The following is a 21,498-nucleotide window of genomic DNA, read 5'->3' as shown; positions in this document are numbered from 1 at the left end:
GCGCTCAGCCGATCGCCCGGCCGAAGAACTTGTGCAGCAACACCTTCAGCGTGGACTTGTAGCCGCCCAGCGACAGGTTGCGCACGATCTCGCGCAGCGGTGCGCGCTGGCCGCCGATGACGAACTGGATGTTGCGATGGTTGCGCTTCTGGTCGGCGCTCATCAGCCGGGCATGCTTGGCCAGGAAGCGCTCGCTGCCTTCGGCGCGCTTGCTGGAGTTGCGGATGCGCGCCCGCGAGCGGTCGTCGTCCACGAAGGAGAGCACGGCCCGCGTGCGCAGGGCCGGGCCGAAGCGGTCGGCCAGGCGTATCCACATGTCGTAGTCCTGCCAGGACGGCATGGCCTCGTCGAAACCGCTCAGCTCGCGCATCCGCGACAGTTCCGTCAGCACCTGGTTGCCGGCCAGGTTGGCGTAGAGCAGCGCGGGCAGGGCCAGGCGCTCGGTCGCGTGAAGCTCGGCCACGCCGTAAGGCCGGCCGCGCAGCGCGGCGATCTGCGCCTCCTCCTGGAAATAGCGGAACCGGCTACACACGAACGACACGTCGTGCCGGCGATAGAGCTCGACCAGGCAGGCGATGCGCTGCGGGTGGAACAGGTCGTCGTCGTCCAGTCCGGTCACATAGGTGCCGGCGGCGTGCTCGATGCAGCGGTTGCGGGCGCGGCAGGCACCCTGCGGCGTGTCGTTGCGCAGGTAGGTGAAGCGCCCCGGGTGGCGCTGCGCATACGCGGCCACCACCTCGGCGGTGTCGTCGGTGGAGGCTTCGTCGCAGATCAGGATCTCGATCCGCGGGTAGCTCTGCGCCAGCACCGAATCCACCGCGCGCCGCAGCAGCGCCGAGCGATTGCGCGTGGGGATGTACACGCTCACCAGCGGCAGGGTGTCGGTCATGCGCGTACCGCCTGGAGCTGTCGATGGATCAGGATATGGCGGCTGCGCCAGATCACCCACGCCAGCGCCGGCGCGGCGAAGGCGAACCGCACGGCGCTGGCCGTCCAGCCGTCGCCCGGGTACACCGCGACGGCCAGCATCAGGCAGGCATAGGGCACGAAGCTGGCCGTGACCCAGGCGTCGAAGAACTCTCGCGCCGTGGTCCGGATGAGTTTCGAGGAGAAGAAGTAATACGAAAGCACCGTGGACAGCACCTGGCTGAGGGCGAGGGCGATCGCCATGACTTCCAGCGAACGGGAGGCCGCGCCCGCCACGCTCACGGCCAGCGTGATCCCGCAAATCCGCACGTTCCAGCCGAACTCGATGTCAGAGCGGCCGCGGCTCTGGCTGAGCGCGCCGATCAGCGAGCCCAGCGGCCGCAGCATGCCGAACAGCAGCATCAGCGGGACCAGGCGCGCGACGCCGTCGTAGCGATGGCCGTAAAGGATCGAGACGGCCGGCGGCGCGAACACCGCCAGCATGATGAAGACCACGGCGCTGAAGATCGCCACGCCACGCAGCCCGACGAGGAACAGGCGACGCAGCGCTTCGGGATCGTCCTGCACCGTGGCCAGCCTCGGCAGGGCAAGGCGTCCGGCCACGGGCATGATCAGCTTGGTCGGTTGCAGCACCAGTTCCTTGGCCAGCGAGTAAACGCCCAGCGACGACAGCCCGAGGAATTTGCCCAGGATGATCTGGTCGGCCTGGCTGCGCAGCTGGTTGATCACCTGCGAACCGAGCTGGAAGGCCCCGTAGCGAAGCGCCTCGCGCATGATGCCGCGATCGAAGGCGCGGCCCGGATGCCAGTCGCGCTCGGACACGGTGAGGAAGCAGGCCAGGCGCACCAGGCTGTTGACGATCATCGCGTACACGGCGGCCTCGATGGAGGCGTGGAACACCAGCACCAGCACCAGCAGCGTGGCCAGCCCGCACAGCCGGCCGATCACTTCGATGCGGGCCAGGCGGGGCAGGCGGAACGCCTTGATCAGGCTGGCCTGGTACTGTGCCGCCACGCCCAGCAGGATGAAGTTCACCGTGGACAGGCGCAGCAGGTCGCCCAGCAGGTCGGACCGGTAGAAATAGGCCACCGCGTACGAGATCGCGAACAGCGTCGCCGCCGACGCCAGGCCCAGGCCCACGCTGATGATGAACAACGAGGTGCGTTGCGGGCGGCTGATGTCCTGCCGGTGGATCAGGTAACTGCTCAGGCCCATGTCCTGCAGCAGCGTGGCGATGGCGTTGACCACGTTGACGATGGCCAGCGCGCCCAGCATGTGCGCGTCGACGTGATGCGCGAGCACCGCGATCTGCAGCAGTTGGCTGGCCGCGCTGACCACGGTGGACCCGGCCGTCCACAGCGCATCGCGTCGTGCCGAGGTCACGGGGCCGCCTGCGCGTGCAACTGCGCGGCAAGGCTGTCGTGCAGCCGGCGCTGGTCGAAGTGCGTCTCCACGGTGTGCCGAGCCTCGCGCGCGATGGCCGCCAGGTCGAAGTCGCCCGCCTGGATACGCGCCAGCACGTCCGCCAGCGCATCGACGTCGCGCTCGGGCACCAGCCAGCCGGAACGGCCATCCTCAATCAATTCGGGGATGCCGCTGTGCACCGTCGAAAGACAGGGCACGCCGCTGGCCATGGCCTCCATCAGCGACACGGGTATACCTTCCTGGTCGCCGTCGGCCGCGGTGACGCTGGGCAGCGCGAACACATCGGCACCACGCAGGGCCTCCTGCACATAGGTCGTGTCGCGACGGCCGAGGATATGGATGGCATCCTGCATGCCTTGCTCGTCGACGAAACGCCGGAGTGTCGTGTGCAGCGGGCCGTCGCCGATCACGTCCAGGCGCAGGGGAACACCGCGGCGCACCAGTCGGGCCACGGCCTCGCAGAGGTAGCGCACGCCCTTCTTTTCGACCAGGCGCGCCACGCACAGCACGCGCAATTCGCGTCCGGGGTCCGGCGCGCCGTTCGTCGTCGTCGGTGCGTAACGGAAGCCCTCCAGGTCCACGCCCATCCGATGCACCTGGATCTTTTCGGCCGCGCAACCCAGGGCTTCCAGCTTGCCGCGCCAGCGTTGGCTGATCGGCAGCATCCGTTCGCCATGCGCGAACAGGTGGCGATAGTCGGCAGCATGCCGCGCCAGCACGCTGTGCTGCGACAGATCGAAGCCGTGGAAGACGGTGTACAGCGGCCCTTCGATCAGACCGAGCGTGCGCAGGTGCGTGGCCAGCACGCCAGTCGGGCCGAAGTGGGCGACGATCGCCCGCGCCCGCAGAGGCGTAGGCAGGCGGCGTACCGCACCGGCCAGCACCAGGCTCTTCGCCGCGTGGCCGAAGCGGCGCACGGACAGTGCCCGCCGTACGTGGGCGCTGGGCAGGCCGGGCAGCACGCGGCGCAGCCGCCGCAGCAGCACCTGCCAGGAGGCCGACGCGCTGGCCGGGTGATCGAAGACGAAGGTGGCCCGCGCCATCAGGCCGCGGGTATCGACGATGTCGCCGGGCACGGGTGCCGGCCCCCGGCTGATGGCGAGGATGCGCACGTCGAACCCGCGGTCCAGCAGGCCGACGATCTGGTCGATGACGAAGGTTTCCGAATAGCGCGGAAACTCGGCGAGGACGAACAGCACCGGCATGCTCAGGCTCCGATCCCCAGGGTGGCCAGCACGGATTCGCGTGCGAAGGTCTTCTCTCGCGCCACCGCCACGGCCACGCGGGCGCGCAATGTGTCGTCCCGCAACAGAGCCAGCACCTGGCTGCGCAGGCTGCCATCGAGCAGGGCGGTGACCGGCACCGCCAGTTCGTCCACGCCCAGGCGCTTCATGATGCCCTCGGACTTGTGTTCGTAGTTGAGCGCCACCGACGGCGTGCCGAAGTTCATCGAGAGGATGGCGCTGTGCAGACGCGTGCCGATGGTCAGCACGCATGCACCCAGGCAACGGCCCAGGTCTACGTCGGTCAGCTCGTTCATCTCCACGTGGTAGGCCTCGGCGTGGCGCATGCGCGCACCGACGCGCAGGGCCACCATTCGGTCGTCCTTGGGATAACCGTCGATCGCCGTGCACGTGGAATACGCCGCCACGCGGTAGCCCGCCTCGATCACCGCGTCCAGCAGGATGGCGAACGCTTCTTCGTACTGCGCCTGGGTCACGCCCAGCCGCTTGTCGAACGGGGCCAGTTCGCGGAAGGTCACCGCGACGGTGGGCGGATCGGCGACCGCCACGGGCGTACCCGGGTCCACCAGCCACGCGGTGTCGGATGTCCAGCGCAGCGTGTCCTGCGGGATGCCGTCCTCGGCCATGTAGCGTGCGCTCACTTCCTCGCGCAGGGCCAGGGCCTGGACCCGGGCCATGACGTCCCGGGATATGCGCCTGAAGAAGGGTTGCCGGAACGGCCCTACGCTGTGGCCGATCATGTACACCGGCCGCCCGGCGAGCAGCGCGCAGATCGACTGGTCGTACTGGGTGGGACCGTACAGGTCGACGAAGAACGATCCGCCCACCTGGATCACCAGGTCGTAGCCGGCCATCCACGCGATGGTGTCGCGATGGCGTTGCGGCAACGGTAACCAGCGCGCCCACCACAGTCCCGTGAGATGCGCGTGCAACAGGCGCGGCACGAGGCGACGCAGCAGTTGCGGGCGAAACCGGCCGAAGCGTTGGCTGGCCGCTTCGCGGTAATAGGCATCCAGCCCGTCGGGCAACAGCGGGCGTCCGAGCAGGTAGGCGGAGCTGGTCGGGAAGCGGCTGGTGACATCCACCTCGCAGCCCGGCAACGCGGTGGCCAGGCATTCCAGCAGCCCGCGCAGGATCGCGGCATCGCCGCGGTTGCCGCAGGTGTGGTTGCCGACGATCAGGATGCGCGACATGGGAACGCCTTCATGCGGGATCGGCCTGGTACTTGTAGTAGGCATAGGCGGAGTAGCCCGCCGTGCGCCGCTCCACGGCATTGAAGATGGCGCCCTTGAGTTCCACGCCGTTCTGCTCGAAACGTTGCTTGGCCAGCGCCAGTTCGCGTTGCTTGTTCAGGCCGAAGCGGGCCACCAGCAGGCTGGTGCCGGCGTGGTGGCCGATCACCGCCGCGTCGGTTACCGCGAGGATCGGCGGCGTGTCGATGATGATCAGGTCGTAGGCCGGGACGACACTGGCGATGAACTGCGTGAAATGCGCATGCATCAGCAGTTCGGACGGGTTGGGCGGCACCTGCCCGCGACTGATGAAGTGCACGTTCTCGGTCGGGCCCGGCTGTATGACGTCGGCCAGCGCGGCGCTCCCGACCAGCAGGTCCGACAGGCCGCGGCCGGTGCGCACGCCGAGCAGCTGGTGCAGCGTGCCACGGCGCATGTCGCCGTCGACCAGCAGTACGCGCTGCCCGGCTTGCGCGATCACCGCGGCAAGATTGGCCGAGACGAAGGTCTTGCCGGCGAAGGGGCTGGAGCCGGTGATCATCAGGATATTGTTCTTCGCCTCCAGCCGGGCGAAATGCAGGCTGGTACGCAGGCTGCGGATCGATTCGACGGCCAGGTCGGCGGGGTCGGCGATGGCCAGCAGCGGGCCGTGCGCGGGGTGTGAGCGGCCGCGACCCAACAGGCGCGCGCCCTGGCCGGGGCTCAGCGGCACGGAGGCGTAGACGGGCAGGCCCAGGTCCTCGATCAGTGCGGGATCCTCGATACCGCGGTTCAGTATCTGCCGCAGGAACACGAAAGCCAGCGCGAGGAACCCGCCGAGGAAGGTGACGACGATCACCACCAGCGCCTTGCGCGGCTGCACCGGCACGTTGGGGTCCACCGCGGCGCTGTCCACGATGCGCACGTTGCCCACCGTGCCGGCACGTGCGATGTCCAGCTGCTGTGCCTGGTTGAGCAGGCTGGTGTAGGTGTTGCCGCTGACCTGCGTGTCACGATTCAGCTTGAGCAGCTCCTGCTGTGTGTCCGGCAAGTCGCCCACTTCCTTCTGCATCCGCGCCTTCTGCGCCTGCAACTGGCCCATCTGCTGTTGCAGCGCCTTGTAGGCGGGATGATCGTGGGTGAAGCGCCGTTCGATATCGGCTTCCTGCAGGTGAAGTTGCTGGAGGTTGTTCTCCACGGACACGATCTGGTCCAGCAACCCCTTGGTCTGCATGCTCAGGTCCACGGAGTGGGACTTCATCTGGAACGCGTTCATCGCCGCCTGCGCCTTGTCCAGGTCCTGGCGCACCTTGGGCAGCTGGTCCTTGACGAACTGCAGCTGGCTGGCGGCTTCCGCGGAATTTCGCTCGACGTTCTGCCGCACGTAGGCGCGCGTGACGTGCTCGAGCACCTGTCGCGCGAGGTCGGGATCGGCGTTGTTGTAGGTCAGCCCGATGATCCCGGAGTCGTTGCCCTGTTCCAGCGCGACGATGTCGGACTGCAGTTTCGTCGTGGTCGTCAGCGGCGGCTGCACCACCACGTCGAAGCGGGTGCCGGGGTTGGCCACCAGCTGGCGGATCTGCAACGTAACGCCCTTGCCGGTCACCGGCTGTCCCACCGCACCCTGGGCCACGCGGTTGCCGTCGTCGTCGTACAGGCTGAAGCGACCGCCGGCTTCGGCGCGCAACTCGAAGGTCGCGCTCATGCCCGGATCGGGCAAGGTCAGGCGGAAGATATCCACCAGTTCGCCGCCCCAGCCGTAGCGGCTGAGACCGAAGCGAGGCTTGCCGGGCTGGCCGGGCTTGTGTCCGCGAGAGAGGTAAGTGCCGATCAGCGGCATGCGCCGCGGTTGCACCTGCACGTTCAGGCGCATGTCGTCCACGGTCTGTCCCACCACCAGTCGCGAGGTGATCAGGGCGATCTCGGTCACCGCCTGCGACGCACTGGTTCCCAGCGACTGCGACAGGTCGCTCAGGCCCGGCAGGCTGGGCGTCTTCTGTTCGACCTGCACCACGGCGGTCGCCTGGTAGATGGGCGTGGCCAGCACCGTATACAGCACCCCGGCCACGAAGAAGCAGCCGGTGATCGCGACGATCAGCCACTTGTGATCCAGCAACGTGCCGAACAACGCGTTGAGGTCGATGGTGTCGTCTTCGTGTGCCTGCTCAATCTTCGTCGTCATGCGGCGGCGTGTTTTCCTGGGTCATGAAGGGGACGCCTGGGCGTCTGCGTTGCACACCCGGTAGGCCGCTTCGACGCGTGCGTCGATGGCATGTGCTTTGTCGCGTCAGGGCGAGTCACACGTGTGATCGGCGCCGATGAGCTTTGAGCTTAGTCGCGCAGGATGGGCACTCAAAGCGAGCGAAGTCGGTTTTGCGACATGCGTCAAGGAACCGTCGATTTGTCGGCGGTGTGTTGCGTGACAGCATTATGTTTTTGTTAAATATTCGCGTAATTTATTGCACGAATATCTAATGAATCGTTCATTGGATGGTCATTTCGCTTTTGGATTCATGGTTTTGGGTGTTGGGGTGAGGGTCGTGGGAATTGGCGGATTCGTTCCGGGGTCTTGCGGCGCAGCAAGAGCCATGGGGTTTGGAGCAAGAGCCGGCGGGTAGCCCCCTCGGTGCCACGCCTGCGGCGACCCGCTGAGGAAAGCCGCTAGCGCGGCCGTGTCTTTGATTCGCGCACATCGTGCGCTCCTACCCGCGGCCGTTTGTCTATTGCCCTTCGGGCCTGGGTCGGGCTTCGAACGGAGGTTTCCGATTCGACATCCTGTCTCAGCGGAAACGGCCGGCCGTCCTGGCCGGCCCCCTGCGGGCTTCTTCCGTTCGAATCCCTCGCCTGCGGCTACCGGCCCCAAGGGGGCTACCCGCCGGCTCTTTCCGACACTGAGGTGGGTTGTGACGCGAGCGGTCGCAGAGTTGCAGGGTATGGCGTCACCGCTTTGTTGGCTTTTCGCCCACATCGTGGGCTCCTACCCCAGGGGTAGGACAGGTTGTGGCATATCCAACGCCTGATCCGCCACCTGGGGGGTAGGAGCAACTGTCTTTTTCAGGCCTCTACCGTGCCGTGCCATTGAGTCTGATCGCGGACCATGGCGTTGAGGGTGATGAGCAGTTTGCGCATGCAGGCCACGATGGCCACCTTCGGAGGCTTGCCTCGCGCTTTAAGGGCCTGATAGTGGGCTCTCAGAGGTGACTGGGTGCTGCGGATGGCGGCGAGTGCGGCCATGTAAAGGATGCGCCGCACGAAGGGCCGGCCGGCCATGATCTGGCGGGGGCCGTCCCGCCGCCCGCTCTGCTTGGTGTACGGCGCGACGCCGACCAGCGCGCTGATCTGCCGATTGCCGCGTTGGCCCAGCTCCGGCAGGAAGGCCAGCAGCGTGGCGACGGCGATCTTGCCCAGGCCAGGCACCTGGAGCAGTTGCTCAGCAAGCGGCGCATCGGCGGCTTTGGCGGCTTCCGCCATGAGCCCTTCGAGTGCCTTGATCTCCGCGGTCAGCAGGGCGCCTACCCGCTCTAGCGCCCCTTGGACGACCATCGACTCGCACCGTTTGATCCGGCGGCGGTTGTCGTCGCGCTGCCGGATCAACTGATCCCGGCCCTTCACCAGGCCGCGCAGATGGCGTTGCGCCGGCGTTGGCGGCTTATAGGGCTGCGGCGTGATGGTCTGGGCCATGTGGGCCAAGGCCCTGGCGTCGGCCTTGTCGGTCTTGGCAAACTTGCCCAGGCTACGCACGAAAGCGGTGCCACGATGCGAGGCAATCCGGGTCACCGTATAGATCTGGGCGATGGCATCCAGAATCAGGTTCTCGTAGCCACCGGTGGCCTCCAGGACCACGTGTTGCACGTCCAGCCTGGCCATGACGCGAAGCAGTTTCTTCGCACCGGCTGGGCTGTTGTCGAACTGCTCACAGGCGCCGGTTTGTTCACCGGCACGGAAGAAAGCCACGTCAAGCGTCTTGCTGCTGACGTCGATACCGAGGTAAAAAGTCATCGTCTCGTTCCAGCTAGGGCGGGATAGAGAGCACTTTCCACGGGCCCACGCTTGTGATGTTCGAGCCGTTAACTCGGGCAACTGTTCGGGCTTGGTGGAAAGAAGGGAGTGTGGCGGCCCGGGCTCCTACACGTGCTCAAGGCACCGCGCACAATCGGCCTGCCACACTCCGCTCTCGACTTCGAATCTACCCCATCGAAAAGACACAAGCGCACGCACGTGCGCGAACCCTCGACATATCTAAGGCGACCGATGCCACGAGCACCAGGCAAGCGAGCGTTCCCAGCAACGAAGCGAAATCTGGCTGTGTGCTCTCCCACACGCAACCTCAGTGTACGGAAGAGCCGGCGGGTGCCACCCTCGTGGCCGGTAGCCGCAGGCGAGGGCTTCGAACGGAAAAGGCCCGAAGGGGGCCGGCCAGGACGGCCGGCCGTTTTCGCGAGACAGGAAGTCGAGTCGAAAACCCCCGTTCGAAGCCCGACCCGGCCCGTAGGGCAATCAATACATGGCCGCGGAGCGGCTTTCATTGACGGGTCGCCGCAGGCGTGGCCACGAGGGTGGCACTCGCCGGCTCTTGCTCCGAAGCATTCGGCGTCAACGCGCTTTTGGTTTTTCGCCCACATCGTGGGCTCCTACGGTTGCCTATGTGCAAATACGGCAGGAGGTGATGGTGGACTCATGCCGTTATCCGGCAGATAGCGCGGCGCGAAGCCATCTTCATGGCGTACCTGCCTGCATTTACCGATCGCAAGAACTTGCTGGTTGCAAAGCCGACGGTCTTCTTCGAAGAATGATCTGGGACACAGACCGGCACCCTGCAAGCATGCTGCGTGTGCTGGTCGAGGGTATCAGGGGCCACACAAATCATCGTTCCACGCTGTGACACGACGATCGCACTATCGAGAGCGACGACGTCATCGTTTGCACAGGAGCAAGCATGTCCACGAGTTCGAACGCGTCAGAAACCTTGTACGACGTGGTGGTCAACCAGGAGGGCCAGCACTCGATCTGGCCGGCGCCTAAGTCACTGCCGTTGGGCTGGACGAAAGTCGGCGTACAAGGAACGAAGGCCTCCTGCCTTACCTATATCGGTGAAGCGTGGACCGACATGCGTCCGCGGTCGCTGGCTGTCGAGTCGAGGCATTAGCGGCTAGAACCGATCGATAGTGTGTTTCGGACGACCCGCACGGGTCGTCCGCGTGCCCCGGGGGGGGAGGGGAGTTGGCAGCACGGTCTGCGCTGCGTTCCGGGTCGATACGAATCGTCCGTGGGCGCAGGTGCAAGGATGGATGCGTCGCTCTTGAATACCGTATTTCTTTTTTCCGGCCAGGGCTCCCAGCACGTCGAGATGGGGCGGGAGCTGTACGAGGCCGATCGCTGCTTTCGTTCGACGATGCGTCATGCCGACCGGCTGTTCCGCGAACGGACCGGTGCGTCGGTGCTGGCGGTGCTATTCGCGCAGGGTGCTGATGCGGACGTGCCGCTACGGCGCCTGCTGTACAGCCATGCCGCCATCTTCATGGTGGAGTACGCACTTGCCACCAGCCTGCTCGAACGCGGGCTGCGGGTGGATGCCGTGCTGGGTGCAAGCCTGGGTTCGTTCGCGGCGGCGGCGGTGTCCGGATGGCTGGACCCGGACGACGCCCTGCTCGCCGTGGTGGAGCAGGCCCTTGTCGTGGAAGCGCACGCGGAGCCGGGCTGCATGATCGCGGTGGTGGGTGAGCCGGCGCGATTCCTGGAGCCGGATGTGCTCGCCCTGTGCGAGCTTGGCGCGCGCAACTTCGCCACGCATTCCGTGCTTTCACTTCCCGCGCGGAACAGCGATGCGGTCGAGACGGCATTGCGTCGCCGCGGCCTGGCGTTCCAGCGGCTGCCGGTGGGGTTCGCCTTTCATTCGCGCTGGATCGACGCGGCGCGCGAACCGTACATGGCCTTCCTGCGCACGCTGCCGTACCGGCAAGGGCACGTTCCGCTGATGTGCTGCGCCTTGGGTGGCCATGTCGACGCGCCGTCGGCGGATCATTTCTGGGCGGTGGTGCGCGAACCCATTCGCCTGGCCGAGACCCTCGCGACGCTGCCGCCGCGGGACGACTACCGCTACATCGACGTCGGCCCCGCAGGGACGATGGCGACCTTCCTCAAATACCTGTTGCCCGCCGGTACGGCATCCCGTGTGCACGCGGTGATGTCGCCCTTCGGCGGCGACCTCGCGCGCCTGGATGCCTTGGCGCCCGACACCCGAACCGTAAGCATGCCGGAGCCAGACACGATGAAAGCGGTCATTTTTCCCGGGCAGGGATCGCAGTTCAGGGGCATGGGCAAGGACCTGTTCCCGTTGTATCCGGAACAGGTGCGCCGTGCGTCCGAGATCCTCGGCTATTCCGTCGAGGACCTGTGCCTCAACGACCGCGACGGTTTGCTGGCGAAGACGCAGTACACGCAACCGGCGCTGTACGTAGTGAACGCGCTGCATTACTACCGTGAGCAGGCGTTGCAGGTCGATGGCGAGGCAGGTCGGTCACCGGCGTTCTTCGCCGGGCACAGCCTGGGCGAATACAACGCGCTGCATGCGGCCGGGGTGTTTTCGTTCGAGGACGGGCTGAGGCTGGTGAAGAAGCGTGGCGAGCTGATGGGGCGTGCCGGCGGCGGTGGCATGGCGGCCGTGCTGGGCGCCTCGGCCGGACAGATCCGCGTCGTGCTCGACGAGCATCGGCTGGACGGCGTGGATATCGCCAACCTCAACACGCCGACGCAGACGGTGATCGCGGGCGATCACGAAGCACTGGCCGCCGCGGCGGAGCTGTTCGCGACGCTGAAACTGCGCTGCGTGCCACTCAACGTCAGTGCGCCGTTCCACTCGCGGCACATGCAGCCGGTCGAGGCCGAGTTCGCCGATTACCTGAGCCAGTTCACCTTTGCCGCGCCCACCGCCACCGTGATCGCCAACGCCACGGCCCGGCCGTACGACGGTTCCGCCATCGCCCGGACGCTGGCCAGCCAGATCGCCAGCCCCGTGCAATGGGTGGATTCCATCCGTTACGTGATGGGCAAGGGCGACATCGAATTCCAGGAGATGGGCGCGAACATCCTGTCGAAGATGGTGCAGGAGATCCGCACCAAGGAAACGCCGATCCACGACGAACGGCGGGACACCGTGGTGCAGCCTGCGCTGGTGATGCCCGCGATGCCTTCTGCGGCCGATGGTGCGGATACCGGCGGCGTCGGCGACGATGGCCCCGATGCGCCGTATCGCATCCACGCCACGGCGCTGGGCAGCGAGGTGTTCCAGCGACGCTTCGGCGTGCGCTACGCCTATATGACCGGCGCCATGTACCGCGGTGTCGCCTCCGCGGAGCTGGTGGTGCGCATGGGCCGCGCCGGTTTCCTCAGTTTCTTCGGTGCCGGTGGCCTGTCGCCGCAGACCATCGAGGCCAATATCGTGCGCATCCAGGCGGGACTGGACGCCGGGCAGCCGTACGGCATGAACCTGCTGGCGAACTACGAGAACCCGGCCCACGAGGAAGCGGTGGTCGACCTCTGCCTGCGCTACGGCATCCGCAACGTGGAGGCGGCGGCCTTCATGCAGATGACCCCGGCGCTGGTCCGGTTCCGGCTGCAGGGCTTGCGCCGCGATGCGAACGGCACGGTGGTGAGCGATCACCGCATCGTGGCCAAGGTGTCGCGTCCCGAAGTGGCGCGGGCGTTCATGAGCCCGCCGCCGCCGGCGCTGGTGCAGCGTCTGCTGGACAAGGGTCAGGTGACGCCGGAGCAGGCGCAGTGGGCGCAGGCGTTGCCGGTCAGCTACGACGTCTGCGTCGAGGCCGACTCCGGCGGCCACACCGACGGCGGTATCGCGGCCGTGATGCTGCCGCCGCTGTTGCGCCTGCGCGACGAGATGCAGGCCGCGCACGGCTACGCCGAGCCGATCTGCATGGGCCTGGCCGGTGGTATCGGTGGTCCCGAGGCCGCGGCCGCCGCGTTCCTGCTCGGCGCCGACTTCATCGCCACCGGTTCGATCAACCAGTGCACCGTGGAGTCGGGCATGAGCGCCGACGGCAAGGCGCTGTTGCAGGCGATGGATATCCAGGACACCGAATACGCGCCTGCGGGCGACATGTTCGAGATCGGCGCACAGGTTCAGGTGCTGAAGAAGTCGGTGTTCTTCCCGGCGCGCGCGAACAAGCTCCTGTCGCTGTACCGCCACCACGACAGCCTGGAAGACATCCCCGAGCGCACCCGGCAGCAGCTGGAAACCACGTTCTTCCACAAGAGCTTCGAGGCGATCTGGCAGGAGACCTCGGCGTACTTCCGTTCCGTGGGCCGGGATCACGAGATCGCCAAGGCGGAGGCCAACGGCAAGCACAAGATGGCGCTGGTGTTCCGCTGGTATTTCGCCTACTGCACGCGCATCGCCATGGAGGGCAAGGGCGACGATCGGGTGAATTACCAGATCCAGACGGGGCCGGCGCTGGGCTCGTTCAACCAGTGGGTGACGGGTACCGCGCTGGAACCGTGGACCGCGCGCCACGTGGACGACATCGCCGTGCGGATCATGGATGCCGCCGCAGCGCACCTCACCCGCACCTTCAGCCGACTTCGTCGCTGAGTGAATCACCTTATCGCATGGGCACTTTCATGAACGTCGATATCGCCATCATCGGCATGGCCTGCCGCTTTCCCGGCGCCGCCGATTACGCGGCTTTCTGGGACAACCTGCGCCAGGGCGTGTCCAGCGTCGGCGAGGTGCCCGCGGGACGCTGGGATCGCGAGGCTTTCTACGCCGCCGACGGGCGCGAACCGAACCGGTCGGTCAGCAAGTGGGGCGGTTTCATCGATGGCGTGGAGTATTTCGACGCCGACTTCTTCGGCATCTCCGCGCGCGAGGCGGCGGTCATGGACCCCCAGCAGCGCGTGATGCTGGAGCAGGCGTGGAACTGCCTGGAAGACGCCGGCTACGATCCCGCCGTGTTCAGCGGCACGCATACCGGCGTCTACGTCGGCGTCTTCACCTTCGACTACCGCGATCACCTGAGCCGCGCGCTGGAGACGATCGAGGGCCATCTCGCCACGGGCACGCACACCGCGCTGATCCCCAATCGCATCTCGTATTTCCTCAACCTGCACGGCCCCAGCCTGCCCATCGACACGGCCTGTTCCAGTTCCCTGGTGGCCCTGCACAAGGCCGCGCACGCGATCCGCCGGGGCGAGTGCGAGCAGGCGCTGGTCGGCGGCGTCAGCGTGCTGTGCAGCCCCACGCATTTCATCTCGTTTTCCAAGACGGGCATGCTCTCGCCGGACGGCAGCTGCAAGAGTTTCGACGAGCGGGCCAACGGCTACGTGCGTGGCGAGGGCGCGGCCATGGTGCTGCTCAAGCCGCTTGACCGTGCCCTGCGCGACAACGATCGCATCGTGGGCGTGCTGCGCGGCACGGCGATGAACCATGGCGGCCACGCACGCACGGTGACCTATCCCGGCTCGCTGGCCCAGTCGCACGTGATCGGCGACGCCCTGCGTGAGGCGGATATCGACGTGGCCAGCGTCGGCTATGTCGAGGCCCACGGCACCGGCACGCCCAAGGGCGATCCGATCGAGATCGAAGGGCTGAAGCTGGCCTTCGCGCGCGTGGCCGCGGATCGCGGTGAAGCGCCGGGCGAGGGCACCTGCGGGATCGGCAGCGTCAAGACCAACATCGGCCACCTGGAATCGGTGGCGGGACTGGCGGGGCTCATCAAGACCCTGCTGTGCATGAAGCACCAGGCGTTCCCGCCGCTGGTGCATTACCAGCGGCTCAACCCGCGCATCGACCTGTCCGGCAGCCCGTTCTTCATCGTCGACCAGGCGCGGCCATGGGCCGTGCCGACCGATGCCGACGGACAGGCGATACCACGTCGCGCTGGCATCAGTTCGTTCGGTTTCGGCGGCGTCAACGCGCACGTCATCGTCGAGGAACATGTGGACACGGCACCCGCGCCGGTGACCGACACCCGTCCGGCACTGATCGTGCTGTCGGCGCGCACGGCACCCGCGCTGCGCGAGCGCGTCCGGCAACTGGTCGATGTGCTGACCACGACCGAAGCGCGCGACGCCGACCTGCACGACCTGGCCTACACGCTGCAACTTGGCCGGCACGCCATGGCGACGCGCCTGGCGACGGTGGTCGATTCGTTAGCGCTGCTGACCTCGCGACTGGAAGCATGGCTGGCTTCGTCCGCGGAGCGCGACGATGTGATGACGGGCGAGGTGCCGGTGGATGTCGCGACCACGGGCGACGAAACGTCCGGCAGCGAAACCCTGGCCGGGTACCTCGCCGGGGGCGACCTGGCGGCGGTGGCGTCGGCCTGGGTGAACGGCGCCACGGTCGACTGGATGCCGTTGTACGCCTCGGGTTCGCGGCGCCGCCTGGCCTTGCCCACGTATCCCTTCGCCCGGGAGCGGCATTGGGTGGATGCGAAGCCCACCGCCACGCAGTCGATGCAGGTGGCGATCCATCCACTGGTCCAGCGCAACACCTCCAATGCATCGGGCTTGCGTTACTCCAGCCGGTTCACCGGTCGGGAGTTCTTCCTCGACGATCACCGTGTACGCGGCGAGCGGACGTTGCCCGCGGCGGCCCAGCTGGAGATGCTGCGCTGCGCCGCCGACCTCGCCAGTGCGTCATCCGTCCGCTATCGCATCGAGGACGTGGTGTGGCTTCGCCCCTTCACCGTCGGCGATACGCCGAAGGAGCTGCATGTCGCGCTGTTTCCCGAAGACAGCGGCGGTTTCAGCTTCGAGATTTACGACGACGGCGCCACCGGCGACGGTACCGTCTACACGCAGGGCCTGCTCGCCGTCGCCGAAGCCGACGCTGCGGACGGCAGCGTTAGCCACGACATCGAAGCGATTCGCCAGGCGTGCACGCGCTCGCAGCGATCGGCCGCGGCGTGCCACGCGCTGTTCGACCGGGTGGGATTGCAGTACGGGCCGGCTCACCGCAGCCTGGAGGAACTGTTCATCGGCGACGGCGTGGCACTGGCACGGATCGTCCTGCCGGCGACGGGGACGCCGGGACGCGAGGCCTATCTCCTGCACCCGGCCGTGCTCGACGCGGCCTTGCAGGCCGTCATCGCGGTGCAGGCGAATGATGCGGACACATGGGACGGCGGGGCGCTGTCGCTGCCGTTCGCGCTGGCCTCGCTCGACGTGCGCGGCACGTGCAACGGCGACGGCTGGGCGGTGATTCGCCACCGCGCCGGTCGTGGTTCGGCTGCCTCCGCGGTGCAGGCGTTCGACGTGGACCTGTGCGACGCGCAGGGCACGGTGCTGGCGCGGCTGGATGGCTTCTCCACGCGTACTGCCCCGGTGGCGTCCGCTTCGACGCGCACGGCACTGTTCATGCCGATGTGGACGGAGCCGTCCTCGGTGTCCCCCGAGCCGGCCACCTACGCACATCACACCGTCCTGGTGTGCGCGGATGTGGCGTTGCCGGAACAGGTTTCGACCAACCTGCAGGCACGCCTGCCTGAGGCGCGGATCGTTGCGATCGACGACGACGCAGCGCTCGCGTCACGCTACGAAAGCATGGCGATGGTGTTGCTGGAACAGCTCCAGGGCGCCGTCACGCGGCCGGGACGGCACCTGGTCCAGCTGGTCGTCGCCGACCACGGCGCCGGGCAGCTCATGGCCGGCCTGGGCGGCATGCTGCGCACGGCGATGCGGGAAAACCCGCGGATCGTCGGCCAGGTGATCCGGCTCGGCTCGGCGGCGGACATCGTCCAGGCGATCGTCGAACATCGCGACGCGCCGGCCGGTGACAGTCGCTACCGCGGTGGCATCCGGCAGGTGGCCGGGTGGTCCGAGGTGGCGACGCAGCCTGACGTCGCCTCGCCGTGGAAGGCGGGTGGCGTGTATCTCGTCACCGGTGGCGCCGGCGGCCTGGGCGCGATCCTGGCGCGTGATATCGCCCGTGACGCCAGCGGAGCCACGCTGGTACTTACCGGACGCTCGCCTGTCGGCGCGACGGTGCAGGCGTTGCTCGCGGAACTCGAGTCACTGGGCGCGAAGGCCCTGTACCGCCCGCTCGATGTGGCCGATGCGGACGCCGTGTCGCACCTCGTGCGCGAGGTGGCTGCGACGCATGGCCTGCACGGCATCGTGCACGCCGCCGGCGTCTTGCGCGACGGCCTTCTGCCGCGCAAGACGCGCGACGAACTGCACGACGTGCTGAGGGCGAAGGTGGCCGGCACGCTGCATCTGGACGAGGCCAGCCGCGACCTTCCGCTGGACTGCTTCATCTGCTTCGCCTCCACCTCGGGTGCCTTCGGCAACGTGGGCCAGGCCGATTACGCCGCCGCGAACGCCTTCATGGACGCCTTCGCGATCCAGCGCGCCACGCAGGTGGTGGAGGGACATCGCTACGGTCGCACGCTGTCGGTGGACTGGCCGCTGTGGGAGGAAGGTGGCATGCGCGTGGATGACGCCACGCGCGAGGCGATGACCGCGCAGACGGGACTGGTGCCGTTGGTCACCGCCAGCGGCCTCGCCGCGCTCCGGCAGGCGATGGCGACGGCGCTGCCGCAGGTGGTGGTGGCCGAAGGCGCGATCGATCGCTTCGTGGCGAGCTGGTCGGCCGCGCCGGCACCGGCGGTCGCATCAATGTCGTCGCCGGTCGCGTCGTCGTCGCCTGCCGGCAGCGCGGTCGCCGATACCGGTGAGGCCACGGACGCCCTGCGCGACAAGGCCGAGCGTTACCTGGTCCGCCTGCTGTCGAGCACGCTGAAGCGTCCCGCCCAGAGCATCGATCCACGGGTGCGCATGGAGGCGTACGGCATCGATTCCATCCTCGTGATGGAACTGACTCGCGCGCTGGAGCCGGTGTTCGGGCCGTTGTCGAAGACGCTGTTGTTCGAGTACCAGACCCTGGCGGACCTGGCCGGCTATTTCCTGGGCGAGCACCGCGCCGTGCTGGTCGAGGCGCTGAGTGCGTCGGGCAACGTGACGGCCGCTGCCACTGTTGCTGCTTCGGCGTCAGCGCCAGCCGTAACGAGGACCTCGGTTGCAGAGCCGACGTTCGGGGCGCCGAACGGTCCGGCGCAGAGCGCGGCGCACGACGAGTCGTTCGCGCCGCCGATGCCCCGCCGGCCCCGCTTCGGCAGCGAGCCGCCGCGCACGCTGCCCACGGTGAACACCCAGGCGACGACGGAGATCGCCATCATTGGCGTCGCCGGGCGTTATCCGCAGGCCGCCGACCTGGCCGCTTTCTGGGCCAACCTCAGCCAGGGCAGGGACAGCATCACCGAGATTCCGGCCGAGCGTTGGGACTATCGCCTCTACTACGATCCGGACCGCAACGCGGTCGGCAAGACCTACGGCAAGTGGGGCGGCTTCATCGACGGCATCGACCGCTTCGACCCGCTGTTTTTCAACATCGCCCCGCGCGAGGCGGAGATGATGGACCCTCAGGAACGGCTGTTCCTGGAATGCGTGCATGCCACGCTGGAAGACGCCGGCTATACGCGCGAGAGCGTGTCCAGCGACGGCAACGTCGGCGTCTTCGCCGGTGTGATGTACGAGGAATACCAGCTCTACGGCGCGCAGGCGCAAGCGCGCGGCCACAACCTCGCCGTGTTCAACAGTCCGGCGTCGATCGCCAACCGGATCTCCTATTTCTGCGATTTCCACGGGCCCAGCATGGCGCTGGACACGATGTGCTCGTCGTCGCTGACGGCCATCCATCTGGCCTGCCAGGCGATCCAGCGCGGCGACTGCGCGGTGGCCATCGCCGGCGGCGTCAACGTCTCCGTGCATCCCAACAAGTACCTCATGCTGGCCCAGGGCCGGTTCATCTCGGGCAAGGGCCGCTGCGAGAGCTTCGGCGAGGGCGGCGAAGGCTACGTACCGGGCGAGGGCGTCGGTGCGGTGCTGCTGAAACCCCTGGATCGCGCCATCGCCGACGGTGACCATATCCACGGCGTTATCCGTGCCACGGCGGTCAACCACGGCGGCAAGAACAACGGCTACACCGTGCCCAATCCCAACGCCCAGGCGAAGGTGATCGAGCGCGCGTTGCGCGCCGGCGGCGTGGATGCCCGCGCGATCAGCTACATCGAGGCGCACGGCACCGGCACCAGCCTGGGCGATCCCATCGAGATCGCCGGCCTGTCCAGGGCGTTCCGCGAGTGGACGCCGGATACCGGCTTCTGCGCGATCGGTTCGGCCAAATCCAACATCGGCCATTGCGAAAGCGCCGCGGGTATCGCCGGCGTCACCAAGGTACTGCTGCAGCTGAAGCACCGGCAGCTGGCGCCGAGCCTGCATTCGGCCGTGCTGAATCCGAACATCGACTTTGCGCGCACGCCCTTCGTCGTGCAGCAGGAACTCGCCGCCTGGTCGCGTCCCGTGCTGGACGGACGCGAGCGTCCGCGGCTGGCCGGCGTCTCGTCGTTCGGTGCCGGCGGCGCCAACGCGCACGTGGTGATCGAGGAATACGTGGCATCACCATCACCGGTGACCGCGGAACCGACCGGTCCGGCGCTGGTGCTGCTGTCCGCGCGGCAGGAAGACCGGCTGGCCGACCAGGTGCGGCACCTGCTGGCGGCCATCGACGACCAGCCGGACATGCGCCTGCACGAGCTGGCCTACACGCTGCAGGTAGGCCGCGAGGCCATGGACGAGCGCCTGGGCATCGTGGCGACCTCGCTGGCGGACCTGCGGGCGAAGCTGGTGGCCTGCGCCGCCGGCGACATGGCGGTGGAGGATGTGTATCGCGGCCAGGTCAAGCCGAACAGGGAGGCGCTGGCCCCACTGGCCGGTGACGACGACATGGCCACGCTGGCCGACGCGTGGATGGCGCGCGGCAAGTTCGGCAAGCTGCTGGACCTGTGGGTCAAGGGCGTGCCGTTCGACTGGCGACGCCTGTATGCGGAGCGGACGCCGCGACGCATCAGCCTGCCGACCTATCCCTTCGCCGGCGAACGCTACTGGATTCCGGTCGATACCGCCGCGCCCGCTGCTGCTGCCGTGGAAACGCCGTTGCTGCATCCGCTGCTGCACCGGAACACCTCCGACATCGGTGGCCTGCGCTTCAGCGCCGGCTTCAGCGGTACCGAATCCTTCTTCACCGATCACGTGATCCGCGGCGCACGCATGCTCCCCGGCGTGGCGCACCTGGAAATGGCACGTGCCGCGCTCCACGAGGCGGTGGACGACGGTCGCACCTGGGCCGTGCACAACATGGCGTGGCTGCGCCCGGTCGTCGACGACGGCGCCGGCGTGTCGCTGCACGTCGCCCTGCATCCGCAGACGGACGCCGCGATCGGCTTCACCATTTACGCGGACGGTGACAACGGTGATGCCTTGGTCCATAGCCAGGGCACGCTGGTCGCCGAGCACGACGATGCGGATGCGGGTGTTACGCACGATCTTTCCGCCTGGCGCGCGACATGCACGCTCGGCCACGGCGACGCGGCGGCCTGCTACGCGCGGCTGGAGCGGATGGGCCTGCAGTACGGGCCGGCGTTCCAGGGCGTGCGGGAGTGGTTCGCCGGCGAGGGACGGGTCCTTGCCCGGGTAGCCTTGCCGCCATCGGCGACGCTGGATGGCTACGGCCTGTCGCCGAGTCTGCTCGATGCGGCGCTGCAAGCGACCCTGGCGCTGCCGTCCACGTCGGCCGGCGACGGGACGACGCCGATGATTCCGTTTGCACTGGGCGGCCTGCGATGCTTGCGTGCGTGCACGCCCGAGATGTGGGCGCTGGTGCGGTACAGCGAACGCAGTGCGCCGGGTGATGCCGTGCCGCGGCTGGATATCGACCTCTGCGACACCGATGGCGCGGTCTGCGTGCGCCTGACCGGCCTTGGCTTGCGGGCGATGTCCGCCCCGGCTGCGGTTGCGGCGGATGCGGCGGTCACGGCCCACGCGGCCCATCGGGCCCATCCATCCACTACGGCCGCTACGGCATCTGACGCCACGGAAGCTACTGAGACCGGCCTTCTCCTCTTGCAGCCGTCGTGGACGGCGGCTGCCGCGACCGCGGGCGACCGCGCGTTCGACGGTCATCTCGTCATGCTTTGCGGTGTGGACGCGCATGGCGTGCGGCAGGCGTGGCCCGACGCGACGCTGGTGGTGGTGGAAAACACCGGCAACCTGGCGGAACGCTACGAAGCCGCCGCGACGCTGCTGCTGGACCAGTTGCAGGCGTTGAACGGCCGCGGGGGCATGCAGCGGCTGCAACTGGTGGTGCCGGGCGACGGCGAAGGCCGGACCCTGGCGGGACTGGCCGGCATGGTGCGTACCGCACAGCGGGAAAACCCGCGTGTGCTGGGCCAGGTGATCGAGATAACGGCCGGGCAGGACGTGGTCGGGGTGCTCGGGGAGAACCTCGGCGACACCGCGACGCACGTGCGTTACGTCGACGGTATGCGTGAAACGCTGGGCTGGCAGGAGTACACGCCCTTGGCGGAGGCCACGGTGCCGTGGCGGGATCGCGGCGCTTACCTCATCACCGGCGGCGCCGGTGGCCTGGGCCTGATCGTGGCGTGCGAGATCGCCAGCCACGCGCGCAATCCGGTGCTGGTGCTGACCGGTCGCTCGGCGCCGGACGAGCGCATCCACGCATGCGTCCGCGAACTGGAAACCCTCGGCGCGGTGGTCCGCTACCACGCGGTGGACGTCGGTGACGCGGCGGCGGTGGCGCACCTGGTGGCCAGCATCCC

At 67.7% G+C, this 21,498-nt stretch carries 9 protein-coding genes (1 of these 9 running past the window's edge); 3 read left to right on the top strand and 6 right to left on the bottom strand.

What is annotated here, in order from left to right:
- Nucleotides 1-4 precede the first annotated feature (4 nt).
- From AB8808_RS11780 to AB8808_RS11755, 6 genes are all read right to left on the bottom strand, one after another.
- Entirely contained in the window at nucleotides 5-889 is an 885-nt protein-coding gene (locus AB8808_RS11780) for a glycosyltransferase family 2 protein (protein WP_369929576.1), read from the bottom strand.
- Complete coding sequence (locus AB8808_RS11775; RefSeq protein ID WP_369929574.1) at nucleotides 886-2,310, bottom strand: MOP flippase family protein; 1,425 nt, start codon at nucleotides 2,308-2,310, stop codon at nucleotides 886-888. Before AB8808_RS11775 ends, AB8808_RS11780 begins: the two co-directional genes overlap by 4 nt.
- A complete protein-coding gene (locus tag AB8808_RS11770; RefSeq protein WP_369929572.1) occupies nucleotides 2,307-3,557 on the bottom strand; it encodes a glycosyltransferase in 1,251 nt (416 codons plus the stop codon). Before AB8808_RS11770 ends, AB8808_RS11775 begins: the two co-directional genes overlap by 4 nt.
- 2 nt (nucleotides 3,558-3,559) lie before the next feature.
- Entirely contained in the window at nucleotides 3,560-4,789 is a 1,230-nt protein-coding gene (gene wcaK, locus AB8808_RS11765) for a colanic acid biosynthesis pyruvyl transferase WcaK (RefSeq protein ID WP_369929571.1), read from the bottom strand.
- A gap of 10 nt (nucleotides 4,790-4,799) precedes the next feature.
- Nucleotides 4,800-6,989 carry a polysaccharide biosynthesis tyrosine autokinase gene (locus tag AB8808_RS11760; RefSeq protein WP_369929569.1) on the bottom strand — a complete coding sequence of 730 codons (2,190 nt, stop codon included), beginning with the start codon at nucleotides 6,987-6,989 and terminating at the stop codon, nucleotides 4,800-4,802.
- A gap of 872 nt (nucleotides 6,990-7,861) precedes the next feature.
- Nucleotides 7,862-8,806 carry an IS110 family RNA-guided transposase gene (locus AB8808_RS11755; RefSeq protein ID WP_369929567.1) on the bottom strand — a complete coding sequence of 315 codons (945 nt, stop codon included), beginning with the start codon at nucleotides 8,804-8,806 and terminating at the stop codon, nucleotides 7,862-7,864.
- A 937-nt stretch (nucleotides 8,807-9,743) separates the two neighbouring features.
- Between AB8808_RS11755 and AB8808_RS11750 the strand changes: the two genes are divergently transcribed.
- The 3 genes from AB8808_RS11750 to AB8808_RS11740 form a co-directional block, all read left to right on the top strand.
- The gene (locus AB8808_RS11750; RefSeq protein WP_369929565.1) at nucleotides 9,744-9,953 is read left to right on the top strand and encodes an MbtH family protein; all 210 of its coding nucleotides are present in this window, start codon (nucleotides 9,744-9,746) and stop codon (nucleotides 9,951-9,953) included.
- Nucleotides 9,954-10,091: 138 nt separating this feature from the next.
- Nucleotides 10,092-13,412 carry an ACP S-malonyltransferase gene (gene fabD, locus AB8808_RS11745; RefSeq protein ID WP_369929563.1) on the top strand — a complete coding sequence of 1,107 codons (3,321 nt, stop codon included), beginning with the start codon at nucleotides 10,092-10,094 and terminating at the stop codon, nucleotides 13,410-13,412.
- Nucleotides 13,413-13,441: 29 nt separating this feature from the next.
- Nucleotides 13,442-21,498, top strand: partial view of a non-ribosomal peptide synthetase gene (locus AB8808_RS11740; protein ID WP_369929561.1) — the start only. It continues 24,541 nt past the right edge of the window; the window shows 8,057 of its 32,598 coding nt (coding positions 1-8,057); the start codon lies at nucleotides 13,442-13,444; its stop codon lies beyond the right edge, outside the window.

Source organism: Xanthomonas sp. NCPPB 2632 (assembly GCF_041228075.2).
In the GTDB taxonomy this organism is placed as follows: Bacteria; Pseudomonadota; Gammaproteobacteria; order Xanthomonadales; family Rhodanobacteraceae; genus Luteibacter.
This window is presented reverse-complemented; position numbering and strand designations above follow the sequence as displayed.